This is a genomic window from Stutzerimonas sp. R40042, assembly GCF_026642215.1.
GTDB lineage: Bacteria > Pseudomonadota > Gammaproteobacteria > Pseudomonadales > Pseudomonadaceae > Stutzerimonas > Stutzerimonas frequens.
This window is the reverse complement of record NZ_CP113258.1, coordinates 4624776-4643446: the sequence shown is the minus strand read 5'-3', so window position 1 is coordinate 4643446 and position 18671 is coordinate 4624776. Positions and strand designations below refer to the sequence as shown.

19 protein-coding genes are annotated in these 18671 nt (G+C 64.9%); 8 read left to right on the top strand and 11 right to left on the bottom strand.

The annotated features are described in order from the left end of the window. Positions 1 to 24 precede the first annotated feature (24 nt). The 4 genes from OUY36_RS21860 to OUY36_RS21845 form a co-directional block, all read right to left on the bottom strand. The gene (locus OUY36_RS21860; protein ID WP_125867538.1) at positions 25 to 579 is read right to left on the bottom strand and encodes a biliverdin-producing heme oxygenase; all 555 of its coding nucleotides are present in this window, start codon (positions 577 to 579) and stop codon (positions 25 to 27) included. Beyond that, positions 572 to 2977, bottom strand: a complete 2406-nt coding sequence (locus tag OUY36_RS21855; RefSeq protein WP_267936050.1) for a response regulator — start codon at positions 2975 to 2977, stop codon at positions 572 to 574. The genes OUY36_RS21860 and OUY36_RS21855 overlap by 8 nt, the downstream gene beginning before the upstream one ends. A 66-nt stretch (positions 2978 to 3043) precedes the next feature. Then, positions 3044 to 3517: a response regulator gene (locus OUY36_RS21850; protein WP_023446463.1), complete on the bottom strand. Its 474-nt coding sequence runs from the start codon at positions 3515 to 3517 to the stop codon at positions 3044 to 3046. Next, a complete protein-coding gene (locus OUY36_RS21845; RefSeq protein WP_267936049.1) occupies positions 3517 to 5787 on the bottom strand; it encodes an ATP-binding protein in 2271 nt (756 codons plus the stop codon). The genes OUY36_RS21850 and OUY36_RS21845 overlap by 1 nt, the downstream gene beginning before the upstream one ends. A gap of 226 nt (positions 5788 to 6013) precedes the next feature. On the opposite strand from OUY36_RS21845, the gene OUY36_RS21840 reads away from it, so the two are divergent. Further along, positions 6014 to 6421: an SMI1/KNR4 family protein gene (locus OUY36_RS21840; RefSeq protein WP_063540238.1), complete on the top strand. Its 408-nt coding sequence runs from the start codon at positions 6014 to 6016 to the stop codon at positions 6419 to 6421. A gap of 82 nt (positions 6422 to 6503) precedes the next feature. Further along, positions 6504 to 6878, top strand: a complete 375-nt coding sequence (locus tag OUY36_RS21835) for a DUF3301 domain-containing protein (protein WP_102839668.1) — start codon at positions 6504 to 6506, stop codon at positions 6876 to 6878. Positions 6879 to 6882: 4 nt separating this feature from the next. On the opposite strand, the gene OUY36_RS21830 is transcribed toward OUY36_RS21835, so the two are convergent. After that, entirely contained in the window at positions 6883 to 7869 is a 987-nt protein-coding gene (locus OUY36_RS21830) for a CobW family GTP-binding protein (protein WP_267936048.1), read from the bottom strand. Positions 7870 to 7939: 70 nt separating this feature from the next. Here OUY36_RS21830 and OUY36_RS21825 point away from each other — a divergent pair, with 70 nt between their 5' ends. Further along, the gene (locus OUY36_RS21825; RefSeq protein ID WP_110778638.1) at positions 7940 to 8302 is read left to right on the top strand and encodes an NADH:ubiquinone oxidoreductase; all 363 of its coding nucleotides are present in this window, start codon (positions 7940 to 7942) and stop codon (positions 8300 to 8302) included. Positions 8303 to 8362: 60 nt separating this feature from the next. On the opposite strand, the gene OUY36_RS21820 is transcribed toward OUY36_RS21825, so the two are convergent. Next, positions 8363 to 8890 (bottom strand): DUF3617 domain-containing protein, encoded by a 528-nt coding sequence (locus OUY36_RS21820; RefSeq protein WP_110778639.1) that lies wholly within the window; start codon positions 8888 to 8890, stop codon positions 8363 to 8365. Positions 8891 to 9055: 165 nt separating this feature from the next. Between OUY36_RS21820 and OUY36_RS21815 the strand changes: the two genes are divergently transcribed. The 4 genes from OUY36_RS21815 (at position 9056) to OUY36_RS21800 (ending at position 14396) form a co-directional block, all read left to right on the top strand. Then, positions 9056 to 9571, top strand: coding sequence for a sigma-70 family RNA polymerase sigma factor (locus tag OUY36_RS21815; protein ID WP_102839093.1), 516 nt, complete (start codon positions 9056 to 9058; stop codon positions 9569 to 9571). Beyond that, positions 9571 to 10533: a FecR domain-containing protein gene (locus tag OUY36_RS21810; protein ID WP_156246202.1), complete on the top strand. Its 963-nt coding sequence runs from the start codon at positions 9571 to 9573 to the stop codon at positions 10531 to 10533. The genes OUY36_RS21815 and OUY36_RS21810 overlap by 1 nt, the downstream gene beginning before the upstream one ends. Positions 10534 to 10633: 100 nt before the next feature. Continuing rightward, complete coding sequence (locus OUY36_RS21805; RefSeq protein WP_267936047.1) at positions 10634 to 13120, top strand: TonB-dependent siderophore receptor; 2487 nt, start codon at positions 10634 to 10636, stop codon at positions 13118 to 13120. A gap of 70 nt (positions 13121 to 13190) precedes the next feature. Beyond that, positions 13191 to 14396, top strand: a complete 1206-nt coding sequence (locus OUY36_RS21800; RefSeq protein WP_267936046.1) for a PepSY-associated TM helix domain-containing protein — start codon at positions 13191 to 13193, stop codon at positions 14394 to 14396. Positions 14397 to 14417: 21 nt separating this feature from the next. Here the strand turns inward: OUY36_RS21800 and OUY36_RS21795 are convergent, their stop codons facing one another. The 5 genes from OUY36_RS21795 to OUY36_RS21775 are packed head-to-tail and all read right to left on the bottom strand — an operon-like array spanning position 14418 to position 18390. Further along, positions 14418 to 15053: an SCO family protein gene (locus OUY36_RS21795; protein WP_267936045.1), complete on the bottom strand. Its 636-nt coding sequence runs from the start codon at positions 15051 to 15053 to the stop codon at positions 14418 to 14420. A gap of 21 nt (positions 15054 to 15074) precedes the next feature. Then, positions 15075 to 15974, bottom strand: coding sequence for a heme o synthase (gene cyoE / locus OUY36_RS21790; RefSeq protein WP_200630236.1), 900 nt, complete (start codon positions 15972 to 15974; stop codon positions 15075 to 15077). Between the two features lie 17 nt (positions 15975 to 15991). Continuing rightward, the gene (locus OUY36_RS21785) at positions 15992 to 17047 is read right to left on the bottom strand and encodes a COX15/CtaA family protein (RefSeq protein WP_267936043.1); all 1056 of its coding nucleotides are present in this window, start codon (positions 17045 to 17047) and stop codon (positions 15992 to 15994) included. A gap of 52 nt (positions 17048 to 17099) precedes the next feature. Then, a complete protein-coding gene (locus tag OUY36_RS21780; protein WP_110778647.1) occupies positions 17100 to 17678 on the bottom strand; it encodes a hypothetical protein in 579 nt (192 codons plus the stop codon). After that, entirely contained in the window at positions 17653 to 18390 is a 738-nt protein-coding gene (locus OUY36_RS21775; protein ID WP_267936042.1) for an SURF1 family protein, read from the bottom strand. The genes OUY36_RS21780 and OUY36_RS21775 overlap by 26 nt, the downstream gene beginning before the upstream one ends. A 70-nt stretch (positions 18391 to 18460) precedes the next feature. On the opposite strand from OUY36_RS21775, the gene OUY36_RS21770 reads away from it, so the two are divergent. Further along, complete coding sequence (locus OUY36_RS21770; protein WP_013984507.1) at positions 18461 to 18664, top strand: twin transmembrane helix small protein; 204 nt, start codon at positions 18461 to 18463, stop codon at positions 18662 to 18664. Positions 18665 to 18671: the final 7 nt, after the last annotated feature.

Below are 18671 nucleotides of genomic sequence, written 5' to 3'. Positions count from 1 at the left end.
AGGCCCCACGGGGGCCTTTCTCTTTCAGCCGTAGGCGCCCTCGGCTTCCAGCGCGGCGGCACTGGCGAATAGGCCGAAGGTGGCTTCGGCTGCAGCCAGCATCGGCGCCCATGAAGACGCCGAGGCCTGCTGCTCGAGGCGGCTGAGAAATGTCGGCCAGAGCCGGGCGACGTCGCCGTGTTCGAGGTAGCGAACGGGTGCGGTCGGATCGGCCTGACGAACCCGCCGTGCAAGTACCTGCCCGCCCAGGCGGGAGCCTTCCAGAACATAGGCGGCGCCCCAGCAGCTGGCGATCTCGCTCAGCTCGGGAGCGGGCAGCGCGACGGGCGCCTGGCAGTCCAGATCGGCCAGGTCATCGAGCAGGGCATGCCGTCTTGCCCGCGCGGGCCAGTCCATCAGCAGGGTGGCGATGCCGGCCTGCTCCAGGGCTGTCTCCACCGCGCGCAGCGCCCGCGCATGGGCACGCAGGAAGCGACGGTAGTCCTCAGGCCGCCCGAGATCGAACTCCGAGTAGGCGGCATCGACCCGCTCGTGCAGCGGTGCCGTTGCCTCACGCAGGCGCAAACGCAGTTCAGCCATCCGCCAGACTGCCCTCACTAAGTGCCAGATGAATCTTGTTCGCCAGCTGTTCCTCGCGAAACGGCTTCTGGATGATCGAGTAGCCTTCCAGGCCCAGTTCGCACAGCTCGGCATAACCGGTTACAAACACTACCGGCAGCTCCGGGTGACGTACTCGCACCGCACGCGCCAGCTCGCCGCCGTTCATACCCGGCATGGCGAAGTCGGCCAGCAGCAGGTCGACCTCCGCGCCCTGGGTGAGCAACTGCAGCGCGTCATCGCCGCTATCCGCGGCGATCACCGTAAAGCCCAGATCCTCGAGCATCTGGGCGGTCACTTCGCGCACGCTGTGGTCGTCGTCCACCAGCAGGATGCAATGCTGACTGTTGCTCTCGGCGGAGCCACTGCTCGCCGCGCTGGCCGGCTCCGGTTGGCGTGGCGCCGAAGTACGCGGTAGGAACACCTTCACGGTCGTGCCGACGCCTTCGCGGCTTTCGATGCGCGCACCACCACCGGACTGTTTGGCGAAGCCGAACACCTGGGCCAGGCCGAGCCCCGAGCCCTTGCCGACTTCCTTGGTGGTGAAAAACGGCTCGAACGCCTTGCTCAGCACGGCTTCGCTCATGCCGGACCCGGTGTCGGCGACCGACAGCATCACATACTCACCGGGGCTCGGGTCTTCGGCGCGCTGTGCCGGCTGGTCGATCACCACGTTGCGTGTACCCAGCGTCAGCCGGCCGCTATCAGCCATTGCGTCGCGGGCGTTGATTGCCAGATTGAGGATGATCATCTCGATCTGGGTCGGGTCCACCAGGGCGTGCCAGATGTCCGCCTGGGTGTCCGTCTCGATGCTGACGCTGCCACCCAGGGTGCTCTTGAGCAGGCTGAGCAGGTTGACCAGGGTGTCGTTGAGGTCGATGGCGGTGGGTGCCAGCTGCTGGCGCCGGGCGAAGGCCAGCAACTGGCTGGTCAGGGTGGCGCCGCGCTCGCCCGACTCGCGGATGTACTGCAGGCGACGCAGGCTGCGCTCCAGCGGCGCGCCGTTCTGCAGGTCGTTTTGCAGGAAGCTGGCGCTGGTGAGGATCACGGTCAACAGGTTGTTGAAGTCGTGGGCGACGCCGGCGGTCAGCTGGCCGACGGCTTCCAGGCGCTGCATCTGCTGCAGTGTGGCCTCGACACGTTCGCGCTCCTGGATCTGCGCGCGCAGCTCGCGGTTGGCATCGGCTAGTTTGTCGACCGCGGCGATTTCGCTGGTGATGTCGCGTGCTGCCGAGTAGATCCGGCCGCCATCGGCCACGGCCGACCAGGACAGCCAGCGGTAGCTGCCGTCGCGGTGGCGCATGCGATTGACGAAGCGGGTGGTGACCTTGCCACGGCCCACTCGCGCGGTCTCTTCCAGCGTCGCCTGCAGGTCGTCCGGGTGTACCAGGCGGGTCAGCGGATGCTCCATCAGCTGCTCCAGCGGCCAGTCGAAGGCCTGTTCCCACATCGGATTCAGCGCGACCGGCATCATGTCCGTATGGGTCACGGCGAGCAGATCGCGCGACAGCTCCCAGGTGCGATCGCGCTCTCGGGTGCGTTCCTGAACGCGCTCACCGAGGGTTTCGTTCATCTGCCGCAGCGTCTGGGTCGCCAGCTGCTGCTCGGTGATGTCCATAAGCACGCCAACGAAGCGCGTACAGCGCTCGCCGTCGAAAAACGCCTGGCCGCGGGTTTCCATCCAGCGCATGCGCCCGTCCTCGAACAGCACGCGATAGGTGGTGCTGAATTGGCCGGCGTCGCTACCGGAAATGGCGCGGGCAACCTGCTCGCGCATGCGTTCGCGGTCGTCCGGATGGCAGAGCCGCTCGAACAGCGGCATGTCGACCGGCGTCTCGGCAGCGATTCCCATCATCGCGCGGCAGCGCTCGTCCCAGATGAGCGTGCCGCTCTGCGGTTCGTAGTCCCACATGCCCAGGCGTGCCGCATCGATAGCCAGGCGCGCGCGTACCTCGACCTCGCGCAGCGCCTGTTCGGCCTGCAACCGGCGCCGGCGCTCGTTGACCTCGCCCATCGCGCGTTCCACCGCCTTGGGCAGGAAGCCGAGGTTCTGCTTGAGCACGTAGTCGACCGCGCCGGAGCGCATCATGTTGACCGCATGCTCTTCGCCGAACACACCGGACAGAAAGATGAAGGGGGTCTGCGGCGCGAGCCGACGCGCTTCCTGCAGCGCCTGGCTACCGGAGAAACCGGGCAAGATGAAGTCAGCCAGGATCAGGTCGAATTCGCGCCGTTGCAGGGCTTCGACCACACCGGCCCGGTCATATACCAGCTCGGTGCGCAGGTCGTAGCCGCTGCGTTCCAGCGCCAGCTGGGCAAGTTCGGCGTCGTGCGGGCTGTCCTCGATGAACAGGACGCTGATGTTCTTTGACGCTGGCATATCCAACCTGTCGAGGAAGCAGGAATCATCGAAACGGCCCGCCAGGCACGGGCCGGCAAAGCTCGTTCAGTTCTTTTCGTCTTTGTTGCGCGCGCGCTTGAGACGCAGCGAACCGGGTGGCGGCTCGTTGAGCACGGCCCAGAAGATGCCGAGGTCGGAGATTGCGGCGACAAAATCTTTGAATTCGACCGGTTTGACGACGTAAGCGTTCACCCCGAGCTCGTAGGCTTTCATCAGGTCGGGTTCTTCCCGCGAAGAGGTCAGCATGACCACCGGAATGCTGCGCAGCTCGGCGGTCTCGCGGACGGTCTTGAGCACTTCCAGCCCGTCGACCTTGGGCAGCTTCAGGTCCAGCAGCAGCACTGCAGGATTGCCATCGGCGCGATCGGCGTAGGCGCCGGTGCGCTGCAGGTAGTTCAGCGCCTCGGCGCCGTCACGCATGATCACCACCTCATTGGCCAGCTGGCTGCGCTCCAGCGCGATCAGGGTGAGTTCCAGGTCGTGGGGGTTGTCTTCGACCAGCAGTATCGGTTTCAGCATCAGATGTCTCGGTCCAGGAGGGACGATGTATAGGACAGTTTTGGGAGTGAGAAGTAGAACGTGGCGCCCTTGTCCAGCTGGCCTTCGGCCCAGACCTGGCCGTCGTGGCGCTCGATGATGCGGCGCACGCTCGCCAGGCCGATGCCGATACCTTCGAACTCCTCCATGCGGTGCAAGCGCTGGAACACGCCGAACAGCTTGCTCGAGTACTGCATGTCGAAGCCGACGCCGTTGTCGCGCACATAGACGACCACTTCGCCGGCGCGCTGTTCGGCACCCACCTCGATGACGGCCACCTCCCGGGTGCGGCTGTACTTGACCGCGTTGTCGATCAGGTTGCGCAGCACCATGTGAATGAAGGCGGCATCGGCGACTACGATCGGCATCGGCAGCAGGTGCCATTCGATCTGGCGTCCTTCGCAGTCAGGCGCCAGCTCCTCGCGAATCGAGGCGACCAATGCACCGAGGTCGACATCCGACAGGCGCAATGCCGAACGGCCCATCTGCGAGAAGCTCAGCAGGTTATCCACCAGCGTGCCGGCGAAGCGCGCGGCGTCGGCGATGTTGTCGAGAAAGCGCATCCCACGTTCGCTCAGTTGCTTGCTCTCCATCTCGCTGAGCAGCTCGGTGTAGCCGGCGATATGCCGCAGCGGAGCGCGCAGGTCGTGGGAAACGCTGTAGGAGAAGGCCTCCAGCTCCTTGTTGCTGGCGCGCAACTCGCCGGCCAGCTGGGCCATCTCCTCGGCTTTGCGCAAGACGATACCGAGCACCGCATTGCGCAGTTCCAGCGCGCCCTCGATCACCACCTGATCCCAGGGCTGCGCATAGCCGCGCAGGGTTTCCTGCCATTGTTCGAAGCTGTGCCGCGGAGTGAGCGCGCCACTCTGACGGTCGATCTGTTTTTCCGGCTGACCGGCCCAGTTGACGGTCTTGATCTGCTCGTGGCGAAACCAGATCAGATAGTGCGCGTGCAGGCGCGAGATGGAGATGGCCATGACCCCGGCACAGTGCTCGGCGAGCGCCGGCATGTTGGGAATGTCGCGGCTGATGCAGTCACTGTGGAAGACCAGTTCGTCGCGCCGTTCGCCCAGCCACCGCGCCAGCTGCAGGATCTGTTCATGGTCCGGTGTGTCGCCGACGGTTTCGCACTTGTCGGCGGAAATGATCGCCGCGCCATCGGCACCGGCGAACCCCAGCACCACCTCGGGGAGGTGGCGGAAACCCTCGACCACGCTGTCGCGATCGGCCATCGCCGCGAGCAGGTGGACGATCTGGTGGCGCAGTTCCAGCTTGCGCTGAGCGACGATCTCGCTTTCCCGCGCCTCGATTTGCAGCGAAAGGATGCGTCCAAGCAGCTCGCAGGCGGTGCGGGTCTGGTAGCTGACCGCACGCGGTTCGGCATCATGGCAGGAGATCAGCCCCCAGAGGCGGTCGCGAATGACGATGGAGATCGACATCGACGCCAGCGTGCCCATGTTGCGCATGTACTGCAGATGCACCGGGGAGACGCTGCGCAGTGCGGCGAAGCTCAGATCGAGCGGTGCCCCGGAGATCGGGTTGAGCGCCGGCACCAGGGGCGAGGGTTGATAGTTGGCGTCCTGAATCACCCGGATCAGGTTTTCGCGATACAGCCGGCGCGCCTGCTGGGGGATGTCGGCAGCCGGAAAGCACAGCCCGAGATAGCTTGGATAGCCGGGGTCGGCGACCTCTGCCAGCACTACGCCATTGTCTTCGGCGTCGAAGCGATAGGCCTTGACGCGGCCGAAGCCGGTGATGCGCTTGACCTCCCGAACCGCCAGTTGGCAGAGCGCTTCCAGCTCGCGGCTGTCCTGCAGTTGGGCGACGAAGGTGCGCATCAGCGGGTAGAGGGTGTCATAGGCCTGGCCGGAGGTTTCCGCGCGTTCGAATTCGAGGATCAGCTGGCCGCGATGGCGATGGCCGAGCAGGGCGAACGCCTGGCCGGCGACACCGGTGAGACCGATGCTTACATCGCTCAGGTGGAAGGGGTTGTGGTCGTCTTCGCTCAGTGCCGTGAGACCGGCTTCGATGCGTGCGGTGGGTAGCAGGTTCGACAGAGGCTGGCCGACCAGCGAGCGGGCGTCTATCCCGAGCCAGCGCTGAACGTTTTCACTGGCCTGCTGCACACGCAGCTCGGGCTCGCTGACCACCAGCAGGAAACCATGGGGCTGGATGCTACCGGGGATATGGATTGGTTCGTCGGCGCATCGATCGATGGCCTGGAGCAACTCCTGGGCTTCGGTAGTAGTCATTGCGTGTCCTTGTTCAGGTCCGAGCGGACCAGATGTGTTTGGCAGGCACCAATGCAAATTGCTACCTAATTTCTGCAATTGTGCGTATTGAATCGGGCAAGTCGCCGTGAATGTATTAACCGAGCGTTTCGCTAAGCCATGCACTTTAACGCGACAGAACTGGCTCGCCAATCCGGCGGACTGTATAAACGGGGCCTTGCCTGGGGGCATACGACAGGAGGTGGGTGTGGAAGAAGTCATCGAACAGCTGCGCGAGCTCAACGAGCCGGTGCCGGTACCGCTGGAACTGCCGGACGACGATCTCTTGGTGGAGATCGAGGAGCAGCTTTTGATCAATCTCCCGTTCGGCCTGCGCGAGTTCCTGCTCCAGGTCAGCGATGTGATCTACGGGCGCCTGGAGCCGGTCACCGCTACCGATCCGCAGTCGCACACCTATCTGCCGGAAGTCGCCGCCAATGCCTGGGATGCCGGCGTGCCGCGCGATCTGATTCCGATCTGCCAGGACGGGCGTGACTACTATGTGGTCGACCTGGAAGGTGAAGTCACCCTGTGGGACGGCGACGACTGTGAGCTCACCGAAGAAACCTGGGAGACGGTCTGGCACTGGGCGCGCGACGTCTGGCTGGAAAGCTGAAACGGATGTACGACGCTGTCCACACGGCCCCGCCGTGGCGGCCTGCTAAGCTGTGTACCCGCCGGTCACTTTGCCTTACTTCATGCTGACTCTTAGCAATCTCTTCCTGTTCATGTTGCTGGCAGCCGCGGCCGCCTGGCTCTGGCATTCCCATGGCATTCGCGAGCGTGCCCTGCAGGCAGTGCGGCGACATTGTCAGAAGCTCGATGTGGAACTGCTCGACGGTAATGTGGCGTTTCGCAAGCTGACCCTGTTGCCGGATGCACGCGGCCAGCGCCGGCTTGCCCGCATCTACGGGTTCGAGTTCACGGTCACCGGTGAGCAGCGGCACCCCGGTACCATCGTCATGTTCGGTGCCCAGGTCGGCCGTATCGAGCTGGCGGCACACCCGTTCCAGCCCGCCGACGAGCCGGGGCGGGTGATCCAGCTGGACGACTGGCGCCGCCCCCGCGATTGACGGGTCAGTCGTCGATACGACACGCCGTCATGCCCTGTTGCAATTCCGCCTGCGACTGCGGTTCGCTGAAGATCAGCTCTATCCTCGAATCCCGCCGCCACTCGCTGCTCCTGAAGACCAGCACCTGACCATCCAGTGCATTGGCTGACTGCCAGCCGCTGCGGCCGTGGACCACCAGTTTGGTGCGACGCCAGGGCCAGCGCGCCAGCCATTGCGAGAGCTGGTCGAGATCGAAACGCTGGCTCGGGTGCCAGCGCCAGCCGATGCTCCAGTACTCCGCTGTCACCTGAACCTGGCAGATCGGCTGGCGCGGATCGAGCCAAACCTGCGCCAGCGTCGCCGACCCGCAGGGCAGGGTGGTCGCGCGTGCTGATTCACTGGCGCGAGCGTCGATACCGGGAAGCCGTTCCAGGGGCAACTGGCCTTGCGTGGTCCAGTAAAGCGTTTGCTTGGGCAGTTGCTCAGTCAGTCGTGTTCGACCGGATGCGTCCAGCGTTTCACTCTTGTTCAGCAACAGCAGGCCGGCGTCGTTCAGGGCCTGCCGCTGGCTGTCGGGCAGGGCTTCGCCGCGGCTGAGGGCGGCGGCATCCAGCACGAGCACGCTCGGCTGGATGCTCAGCACGCTCTGCCATGGCGACTGGCCGAGCTGACGCAGCAGTTCCGCCGGGTGACCCAGGCCGGAGGGCTCGATCAGCAAGCGGTCTGGTTTCGCCTGGCGCAGCAGGCGCGCCAGGCCAACCTGGAACGGCACGCCGTTGACGCAGCACAGGCAGCCGCCGGGGATCTCCGCCAGACTGATACCGTCTGCTTCGGTCTTAAGCAACGCGGCGTCCAGGCCGATCTGGCCGAACTCGTTGATCAATACGGCCCAGCGTTCGTCGGCGGGCTTCTGATCGAGCAGGTGGCGGATCAGGCTGGTTTTGCCGGCGCCAAGCGGGCCGCCGATGACATGGGTCGGGATATGTTCGAGCATGGCGGCCATGTTGCGCATTTTGCGCTGGGTCTGAAAGGGGCCGGTGGCTCATGCTAAAGTCACCGGCGGTTCTCGGAGAGGTGAAATCGTGCGGCTACCGTTCTTGCTGACAGCCCTGTGCGGCCTGCTAGTCGCTGCCGACGTGATGGCTGAAGCGTGCGTCATTGACAGCCACGACGACCGCGTGGCAGTGAAGCTTTGCCAGGCGAACATCAATATCCCCGCAGAGCTGTTCCGCAACGGCTTCTGTCAGCCGCAGTTGAAGGATCACGAGGTCAAAGTCGAGTTCGTCGATCAGTGCCCGGACGGTGCCTTCGGTGTCTGCCGCAACGCGCAGGTGTCGAACATGCCGTACCGGCAGGACATCCACTATTACGGCATCGCCAGTGATGCGCGCTTTCTCCAGCCCGCTTGCGAGCAGAACAACCAGGGCCGCTGGGAGAAGAACTGACGCCAGCCCAGCAGGCATAGGGGTTTCACGTGGAACCTCTGCTGATTTCTCTTTTGCCTCTTACCTAGCCGGTTTCAATGCGCCGCAATCGTCCGCTATCCAGCGCGCGTGGGATTCGATTCGTGACGTTCCAGTCTCGGTGCCCTGGCGGTATTGGCTTTCCACGGTGCTGACGAACTCCTTGTCGCTGATGAAGCGCGTCTCGCCCTGACCTTGGGCATCCGGGCACTCGAACCTGAATTTCCACAGCTTATCGCCACGCTCGGTGATCTCCTGCTTGCACGCCGGATCGTCCTGAAACGGCAGGTCCCCCGACGCCACCTGCGCTTCGCTCAGGCAGATCCGTACCCCGTTGGCGCCCAGCTGCACACCATGCGCGGCAAACATTCCTTCCATCATCCGGCGCTGGTCGGCAGGCAGGTTGCGCATCTGCTCCATCATCTGCTGCATGGCCGGCAGTTGCTGGCCGTCCACCTGAATGTCGCCACTGCTGAATTCCCACAGGCCCGGCAGGATCTGCTGCGCATGGGCCGGCAGCAGGGCCAGCGAGAGGCTGAACGACACGGCTAGTGATAGAGGGCGGATCATGCTCGAGCTCCTGAGGCTATGTCCTCTCAGCCTAGCCGAACGGTCGCCGCAGTACCGGTCAAATGCTGACGGTCATCCGATCGATGAGCAAATGCGGCGATTGCCATGGATTTATGTTGTTGAGAAGCGTTAGCATTAACGCCTGCTGCGCTCATGGGAGGCCGCATGGCAACTGAAGGCATGCTTCGGCAACAGATGCTGCACCGTCTCTACGCCGATCATCACGGCTGGCTCAATGGCTGGCTGCGTCGGCAGCTGGGCTGCAATCAGCGTGCGGCTGACCTGGCGCAGGATACCTTCGTGCGCGTGCTCAGCAAGGATCAGGACATGGCTGCCATTCGCGAGCCCAGAGCCTACCTGCACACCATCGCCAAGGGGCTGCTGATCAACCATTGGCGGCGTCGACAGATCGAGCAGGCCTACCTGGATGCACTTGCCCTGCAGCCGGAACCGGTCGTGCCATCGCCCGAATCCCAGGCGTTGATCGTCGAAACCCTGTTGCAGATCGATGCCATGCTGATGCGTCTGCCGACCCGGGTCCGCAGCGCCTTTCTGATGTCGCAGCTGCACGGCATGACCTACGCGGCGATCGCCAGCGAACTCGGCGTCTCCGAGCGTATGGTGAAGAAGTACATGAGCCAGGCCATGCTGCACTGCCTGATGCTGGTCGAGGACGATTGATGGGCATCGATTACCGCGTGCTGCAGGAGGCGGCGAAATGGTTCGCCGTGTTGCAGTCCGGCTCGGCCAGTCGCGCAGAGCATCAGGCATGGTCCGCATGGCTGGAACAGCCGGAACATGCCCGCGCGTGGGCTCGGGTCGAGCGCATCAGCGGGCAGTTCCAGCCCCTGGCGGCCGACCCGGTCGGCCGAAGCGCGGGTGGGCTTCTGCACAGCCGCCGATCGAATCGGCGCCAGGCGCTGAAGATGCTGTCGGTGCTGTGCGGTGGCACTGCGCTGAGCCTGGCCAGCGGACATATACCGTGGCGACAGTGGACCGCCGACGAGCGCACCGCGGTGGGTGAGGTGCGCGACGTGAAACTGGCCGATGGCTCAAACCTGTGGCTGAACACCGATACGGCGCTGGATATCGCCTTCGATACCAAGACACGGCGGCTGACGCTGTATCGTGGCGAGTTGCTGATCGAGGCCCCCGCCAGCCGGCGGGCGCGCCCGTTGCTGGTCACCAGCCGCGAAGGGCGGTTGTACAGCGAGCAGGCCGCGCGCTTTTCGGTGCGCCAGGACGATGGGCGGACCCGGGTCAGTGTCTTCGCCGGAATAGTGGATATTCAGCTGGACGGCTTCGGCATCACCAGCATCCCGGCCGGGCAGCAGACGGCGTTCGGCAGTCGCGGCGTCGAACCGCTCGAGGCGGCCAGCGCCGAGCACCAGGCCTGGACCACCGGTGTGTTGTTGGCCGATAACCAGCGCCTGGAGGACTTCCTCGCCGAACTGTCGCGCTATCGGCATGGCTACCTCGGTTGCGATCCACGAATCGCCGATCTGCGCGTCGTCGGGGCATTTCCCCTTGCCGATACCGAGCGGGTGCTGGACGCGCTGGCCGCCACGCTGCCGGTGCGTATCGAGCGACGTATGGCCTGGTGGGTCAGTCTCGAGCCGGCGATCGAGCGCGCTGGCGTTTGACCCAATACGGACACGAATAAAAAATATTCGCATCTGCAGTTCCCTTTCTTCGAACTGGCCGGGCATAGGACGAAACCCGTCACGTCGAACAGGATCATTCATGCGCTCTTCCGCCTTGCCTTTCACCCCCAATCGCTCCCGTACCCTGGCGCTGGGTATCCGCGCCGCGCTGCTGTGCCTGCCGCTGGCTGCTGTCGTACCCGCTGTCGCGCAGGCACAGGCGGCAACCCAGCAGGCCGTGCGCAGCTACGATATCCCCGCAGGCGCGCTGTCCAGCGCGTTGAGCCGCTTTGCCGGCGAAGCGGGCGTGTTGCTGTCGGTCGACGGCAGCCTGGTGCAGGGTCTGGAAAGCAACGGGCTCAAGGGTCAGTACGGCATCGATGAAGGTTTCGCCGCACTGCTGCAGGGCAGCGGTCTGCAGGCCGTGCGTGATGGGCAGGGTAACTATTCGCTGGAGCGCCGCAGCGCACAGAGCGATGCCGTCGAGCTGCAACCGATGACCGTCGAAGGCTTCGCCCTGGGCAACGCGCTGGGCTCGATGGAAGGCTACAACGCCACCCACAGCAGCGTTGCGACCAAGACGAGCATGCCGTTGGCAGAGACTTCGCAGACCGTCTCGGTAGTCACCCGCCAGCAGATCGAGGATCAGGGCTCACGTTCCATCGCCCAGGCGGTGCGCTACACACCGGGCCTGATGAGCACGCCCTATGGCGCCACCACCCGCTACGACTACGTGGCCATGCGTGGTATTACCGATGGCTCGGTGGACAACCTCTACCTCGATGGGCAGAAGCTGTTGGGCGACAGCGGAACCTATAGCAGCCTGCAGGTCGATCCGTATTTCATCGAGCGCATCGACATCCTCAAGGGCCCATCCTCGGTGCTCTACGGCCGTAGCCTGCCTGGCGGCCTGGTAGCGATGACCAGCAAGAAACCGCAGAAGGAAGCCAGCCGCCAGCTGCAGTTCTCCTACGGCAGCAACGACTACAAGCAGGCGGCGTTCGACTTCACCGGCCCGCTTGCCGACGAGCGCATCGCCTACCGTCTGGTCGGCGTCGCCAAGGACGCCGACAACCAGGTCGATGGCATCGAGGAGCAGCGCTATGCGGTGATGCCCTCGGTGAGCATCGACTTCACCGACGACACCCGCCTGACCCTGCTGGCAATGCTGCAGCGCGATCCGGATAGTGGCTACCACGGCGGCCTGCCGGCCGATGGCACGGTCACGTCGCACAACGGTCAGCGCATTTCGCGCAGCTTCTTCGAAGGCGACGAGGATTACGAGAAGTTCGAGCGCGACCAGCAGATGATCGGCTATCAGCTCGAGCATCGCTTCAACGACGTGGTTTCGGCGCGGCAGAATTTCCAATACCTGGACTCGACCGTGGACTCCGGGCAGGTCTACCAGTACGGCTACGCGACGGCCGACGAGCTGGTGCGTTACTACACGGGTGCCGACGAAGCGCTGCACGCCTGGACCATCGACAACCAGCTGCAGTTTCTCTTTGATACCGGCGCGCTCAGTCACACCCTGGTGACCGGCCTCGATTACCAGCGGCGCAAGGCGAAGGTGAGTTATGACGCAGGCTACGGGCTGCCCACGATCAATCCCTACACCGGTGTTGTCGGCGCCGGCGCGCCGGTGTTCTATCACCAGTACGACGAGACTCGCGAGCTGGAGCAGACCGGCCTCTACGTGCAGGATCTGATCAGTCTGGGCAACTGGCGCTTCTCCCTCGGCATGCGTCAGGACTGGGTTGACGTGTCCTTCGACCATACCGACGACGCCAGCTACGGCGATCAGGACGATCGCGCCAAGCTGGAGCAGTTCACCGGCCGCGTCGGCGTCCTTTATGCCTTCGACAACGGCCTGTCGCCCTATGCCAGCTACTCCGAGTCGTTCAACCCCAACGCCACCGCGGCCTATAACGAGGTATCGCCGGGTGTCTACGACATCGCCTTGCTGGACGCCACCGAAGGCGAGCAGTACGAGGTGGGCCTGAAGTACCAGCCGCTGGGCACCGATGATCTGTACACCATCTCCTACTTCGACCTGAAGCAATCCAACCTGGCGAACAAGGACTCCAACGAGAACTTCTACCGCGCAGTGGGTGAGCTCACCTCGAAAGGCGTGGAAGTCGAAGCGCGCCTGCGGCCCATCGAGCAGGTCAACCTGATCGCCAGCTACACCTACATGGATGTCGAGTATTCCAAGGACTTCACCGGCGCCGCTGGCGTCAACAACCGCGGCAATACGCCGAACGCGGTGGCGCGCAACATGGCTTCGCTGTGGACCGATTACACCTTCGATCAGGGTCCGCTGGCCGGTCTGCAGGTAGGCGGTGGCGCGCGCTACTTCGGCAAGAGCTGGGCGGACGCGGAGAACACCCTGCGCATCCCGTCCTACACCTTGTACGACGCCATGCTCGGTTATGACCTGTCCCGCGTCGGGCTGCGGGGTGTCGGCGTGCGCCTGAACCTGAACAACCTCACCGACGAGAAGTACGTCGCTGCGTGCAACAGCCTGAGCCAGTGCTACTACGGCGAGGAGCGCAATGTCATGGCTACCGTGACCTACGACTTCTGATCAACGCTGAACTGCCGCCGGCCCCACAGGGCCGGCGGGTTTGTGCTTTCTGAAGGACGGACAACCGACGATGCGTTCGATTCTCGTGCTCCTGCACCGCTACATCGGCCTGGCCACGGCGATCTTCCTGTTTCTCGCCGGCATTACCGGCAGCATCCTGGCCTTCCACCACGAGCTGGATGAATGGCTCAACCCGGAGTTCTACCACACCACCAGTGAGGGCCCGGTGCTGGCGCCGGGAACGCTGGTGGAACGTGTCGAGCAGGCCAACCCGCGCATGCAGGTCTGGTACATGGAGTTCCCCAGCGAGCCCGGCCATGCCGCGCTGATGGCGCTGGTGCCGCGCAACGATCCGGCCACTGGCAAACCGTATGACGAGCGCCCGGTGGTGCAGTACATCGACGCGGTGACCGGCGAGCCGGTGGGCACGCGCTACTGGGGCGAATGCTGCTTCTCGCGCAAGAACTTCGTGCCCTTCATCCTCGAGTTCCACTACAACCTGTCGTTGCCGGGCAACTGGGGGCTATGGTTGATGGGTATCGTGGCGATCGCCTGGGTGCTCGATTGCTTCGTCTCGCTGGTGCTGACCTTTCCCCGTGGCCGGCCGTTCCTTTCCAAGTGGTGGACGGCCTGGAAGATCAAGCGTCAGCGCATGAACCACGACGTGCACCGCGCCGGTGGCCTGTGGCTGTGGCTGCTGCTCACGCCGGTGGCGGTCAGCAGCGTGGCGATGAACCTGCCGGAGCAGGTGTTCAAGCCGGTGGTTTCACTGTTCTCGCCCGTTGAGCCGAGCGTCTACGAGGCCCGTGGGCGGATGCCGGCCGATGAGCTGGGCACTACCGCCTACGACTTCCACCAGGCGTACGACTACGCCATGCAGCACGCCGCCGAGCTTGGCCTGACGGAGGCTATTACCGAGCTGTACTACAGCTTCGAGTACAACTTCTATGGCGCCGGTTTCGGCGAGCACGACAGCAATCAGGGCAATGCCTGGCTGTTCTTCCACGGCACCGACGGGCGCCTGCTCGGTCAGGAGATTCCTGGCCAGGGCACGCTGGGGCAGCAGTTTCACCTGCTGCAGCCGGCGATCCACGGCGGGCGCATTCTCGGCCTGCCGGGGCGTATCCTCATTGCCCTGCTCGGTGTGGCGATCGCGGTGCTGTCGGTGACCGGCGTGGTGATCTGGTGGCGCAAGCGACGCGCACGCATCAGCGCGTCGCTGCGTGAACCACGAAGGGGGAATGCAGCGTCGGCAAATCCGGTCGGTGAGCCATGATGGCCAACAGGCTCGTGTTTCTCACTCCGCCTGGTTGATCAACTCGGGCAACTGCTCGGCCAGCTTCTGCACCCGCAGCGGCGCGCGAATAAAACCCTGCTGGCGGCCGTCCGGGCCGATCAGCACCAGGTTGCCGCTGTGGTCGACGGTGTAGTTTTCCTTGCTGGTATCCCCCGGAATGAAGGGGATGCCGACGCCATTGGCCAGTGTCTGGATGCCGTCCAGTGGGCCGGTCAGGCCCTGGAAGCCGGCGTTGAAGTAGCCCAGATATTGCTTGAGCTTCTCCGGTGTGTCGCGATTCGGGTCGACGCTGACGAGGATGATGCGCAGCTGGTCGCGCACGGCGTCGGGCAGCATGCCATTGAGCTGGCGCAGCTCCGCGAGTGTGGTGGGACAGATGTCCGGGCAGAAGGTGTAGCCGAAGAACAGCAGCGTCCATTGTCCGTCCAGCTCGTCCACCTTCACCGCTTCGCCGTCCTGATCCGTCAGGCTCAGTGACGGCACCGGGCGGCTCTGCGGCAGCAGGACGATGCCGGCATCCAGCAGCTGGGTGGGGTCGAGCTGGCGCTGGCTGTTGAGCACCTTGGAAACCGTCAGCCCGACGACCAGCGCCACCAGCGCCACGAGAATGAAGACGGTTTTCTGGATGCGGGTCATGGATGTCCTTAGTGCAGCTGCTTAGAAATCGAGCAGCAGATAATGATCAACCAGCAGCGCGATGAACAGCGCGAACAGGTACCAGATGCTGAATTTGAACGTCTTGATTGCCGCATGTGGCCGGCTGTCGCGGTACAGCGCGATGGCCCAGTAGAGGAAGCGCGCGCCCAGCAGCACCGCGGCGGCCAGGTACAGCGGGCCGCTCATGTGGATGGCGAAGGGCATGAAGCTGACCGCCAGCAGCATCGCGGTGTAGAGCAGGATGTGCACCTTGGTGTAGTGCACGCCATGGGTCACCGGCAGCATCGGTACGTTGACCTTGGCGTACTCGTCCTTGCGGTGAATGGCCAGCGCCCAGAAGTGCGGCGGCGTCCAGGCGAAGATGATCAGCACCAGCAGCAGCGGCTCGGCGGTGACCTGGCCGGTTACCGCGACCCAGCCGAGCAGGGGCGGCGCGGCGCCGGCCAGGCCGCCGATGACGATGTTCTGCGGCGTGGCGCGCTTGAGAAAGCCGGTATAGATCACCGCGTAACCGATCAGCGAGGCCAGCGTCAGCCAGGCGGCGAGGGCATTGGTGAAGGTCAGCAGCAGGGCCAGCCCGCTGACGCCGAGAACGAAGGCGAAGGTCAGTGCCGCCGCCGGTGAGACCCGTCCTTCGGCCAGGGGACGCTTGTGGGTGCGGGCCATCACCGAATCGATCTGCCGGTCCACCACATGGTTCACCGCCGCCGCGCCGCCGGCGCACAGGGCGATGCCCAGGTTGCCGAATAGCAGCACCGTCCAGGGCACGCCGGCGCGGGTGGCGAGGAACATGCCCACCAGCGAGGTGATGAGCATCAGCAGCACCACCTTCGGCTTGGTCAGCTCCAGGTAGTCGCGCCAGGTGGCCTGGGCGCCGCGTTCGCTGAGTAGAGTCGCCATGGGGGTTCTCCTTGTGGTCATGCGCGGGGCAGATCGAGCTGCCCCGTCGTGTTCGAAATCGATGCCGGCTCGGTTTGCCGGGCGGCATGTGCAGGCTGGCGCAGCCGGTAATTGACCAGTACCAGCACCAGCAGCAGTGCGGCGCCGCCACCGTTGTGCGCCACGGCCACCGCCAGCGGCAGGTTGAGCAGCACGTTGCTGATGCCCAGCCCGACCTGCAGCGCCAGCGCGGCGACGAGCAGCCCGGCCAGCCGGCCGAGGCCGCGGCGCCAGAGCATGGCGGCGAGCGCCAGCAACAGCAGCGTCACGCACAGTGCGCCGACGCGGTGGGTGAGATGGATGGCCGTGCGCGCCTCGCCGTAGAGCAGGCCGCCGAGGTAGTTGGGGCCGATGTCGTGGTGGGTCAGGTTGAAGGCGTTGGCGAAGTCCATCCGCGGCCACCATTCGCCGTGGCAGGTGGGGAAATCGGTGCAGGCCACCGCCGCATAGTTGCTGCTGACCCAACCGCCCAGGGCGATCTGCGCCACCACCGCGAGCAGGGCGATGCCGGCGAATCTGCGCAGACGACCGTCCACGGCCGGCAAGGGAGCAAGCGCGCCGGACAGCCGCAGGCACAGCAGAAACAGCAGGCTGAGCGTGGTGAAGCCGCCGAGCAGGTGCGCGGTGACCACTTGCGGCCAGAGCTGCAGCGTCACCGTCCACATGCCGAAGATCGCCTGGGCGATGACCACCGCAAGCAGCAGCAGCGGCAACTTCACCGGCTGCCCGGATTGGCCGCGACGGCGTATCGCCTGTACCGCGAGGGCGAGGATCACCAGCCCGAGGGCGCCGGCGAAATAGCGGTGGACCATCTCGTTCCAGCCCTTGCGTACCTCCAGTGGTGCATCGGGGAAGCGCAGCGCGGCAAGGTTCTGCTTGTGTTCGCTCATGGGCACGGCGAGAAAACCGTAGCAGCCGGGCCAGTCCGGGCAGCCGAGGCCGGCGTGGGTCAGCCGCGTATAGGCGCCGAGCAGCACGACCAGCACGGCCAGCGCGGTGGCGATCAGGGCGAGGCGGTATCCGGGTCTGGCCATCGGGTTCTCCTTGGGCGGTCTGTTTGGGACCGCAGCGCAGCGGCACAGTGCCTCAGCCGATCTGCGAGATTTTCAGCAGGTACTTCAGGTCGTCGAGGATCGCCTTGCCGTCGGCGCCAGCGTCGTAGCGCAGCACCAGGTTGCCGTGCGGATCGACGATCCACAGCTGTGGCGTGGCGGGCGCCTCGGGGTTGCGGGCATAGACGGCGGCGTCCAGGGCATGGTGTTGCAGCTGTGGATATTCGCGGCGCAGGCGCTGTTCGTAGGCTTCGTCCAGCGCAGTCGCACTGGCCAGCGCATGGCTGGCGCGGGCCGCTTCGCGGGCCAGGCCGATATTGATCTGCCGGGCCAGATAGACCAGTTGCTGGCATTGCGCCTCGCAGCCCTGCGGCGCGGTGACCAGCAGCTCCCACCGGCGCTCCGGCGCTGTAGCGCTGACGCCGATGGCCGCACGGTCCTGGCCGTTGGCGATCAGCACGCCGTCATAGCTGCGGCTTTCCGGCACCCAGAAGCCGAAGCGGTACATGGCCGAAGCCAGCAGCATCGGGCCGAGCACCACGCCGATGATCAGCAGCAGTTGCAGCCGACCGCGGCCGCGTTTTCCGTCACCGCTGGAGAGGGTTGGATTCATCGTGCTCACTGCGCTTCCCCCGTGCCTGATGCACACCGAAATAGATGAACAGCGCCAGCAGGGCCGCCGCCAGGGCGAACCACTGCACGGCGTAACCAAGGTGCTGCGAAGGGCGCATGCTGGTGATCGCCCAGTCGGCGCGGTAGGCACTCGGGCCTGGTTCCAGGCGCAGTTCGTGAATCACGCCCGCGCGGCCGGCCTGCTGCCACATCGCCTCGATGTCGACATGGTTGATCAGCCGCGGCCAGCCCTCGGCCGTGCGATGACTGAAGACGAACGGCTTGCCCGGCGGCACGTAGACCCAGGCGGCGAGCTTGAGCGACTGCGCGGGGGTATCGAAAGCCGGCGGTATGCGGCGGTCCGGCCAGGGAATCCAGCCGCGGTTGACCATCACCCAGCGGTCGCTGAGTTCGTCATGGAAAGGCTGCAGCAATTCGACGCCGACCTTGCCATTGCGGGTGCGGCTGTCGAGCAGAAAGCTGTACTCGGCATCGAAGCGACCCTGCAGGAACACCCGGGCGAAGGCCGGATCGTTCAGCCGTTCGATCTCGTGGGGCGCCAGCGGCGCGGCCTGTTGGCGGGCTTCCTGGCGCTCCAGCAGCTCGCGCTTCTGCTCGCCACGTTCCAGCTGCCAGAAGCCCAGCCACACCAGCACCGGCAGCAGGGCCAGCACCAGCAGGGTCGGCAGCAGCCCGGGCCTGAAGCCGCTCATGGCCGGCAGCCTGATGTGTCGATACGGCTGGCTATACTCCACCCCCAATACCCCTGTCGTGGAATCGCTCATGCTCAAGGCGGCGATCGTTCTGTTGTTAGTGGCCACGCTGGTCAGTCTGTTCAGTGGGTTGTTCTTCCTCGTCAGGGACGAGGGCCGTACCTCCCGCGTGATCACGGCCCTGTTCATTCGCGTCACGCTCAGCGCGCTGACCGTTGCGCTGATCGGCTGGGGTTTCTATACGGGGCAGCTGCGCCCCGCCTTCGGTTTCTGAGCGCTCC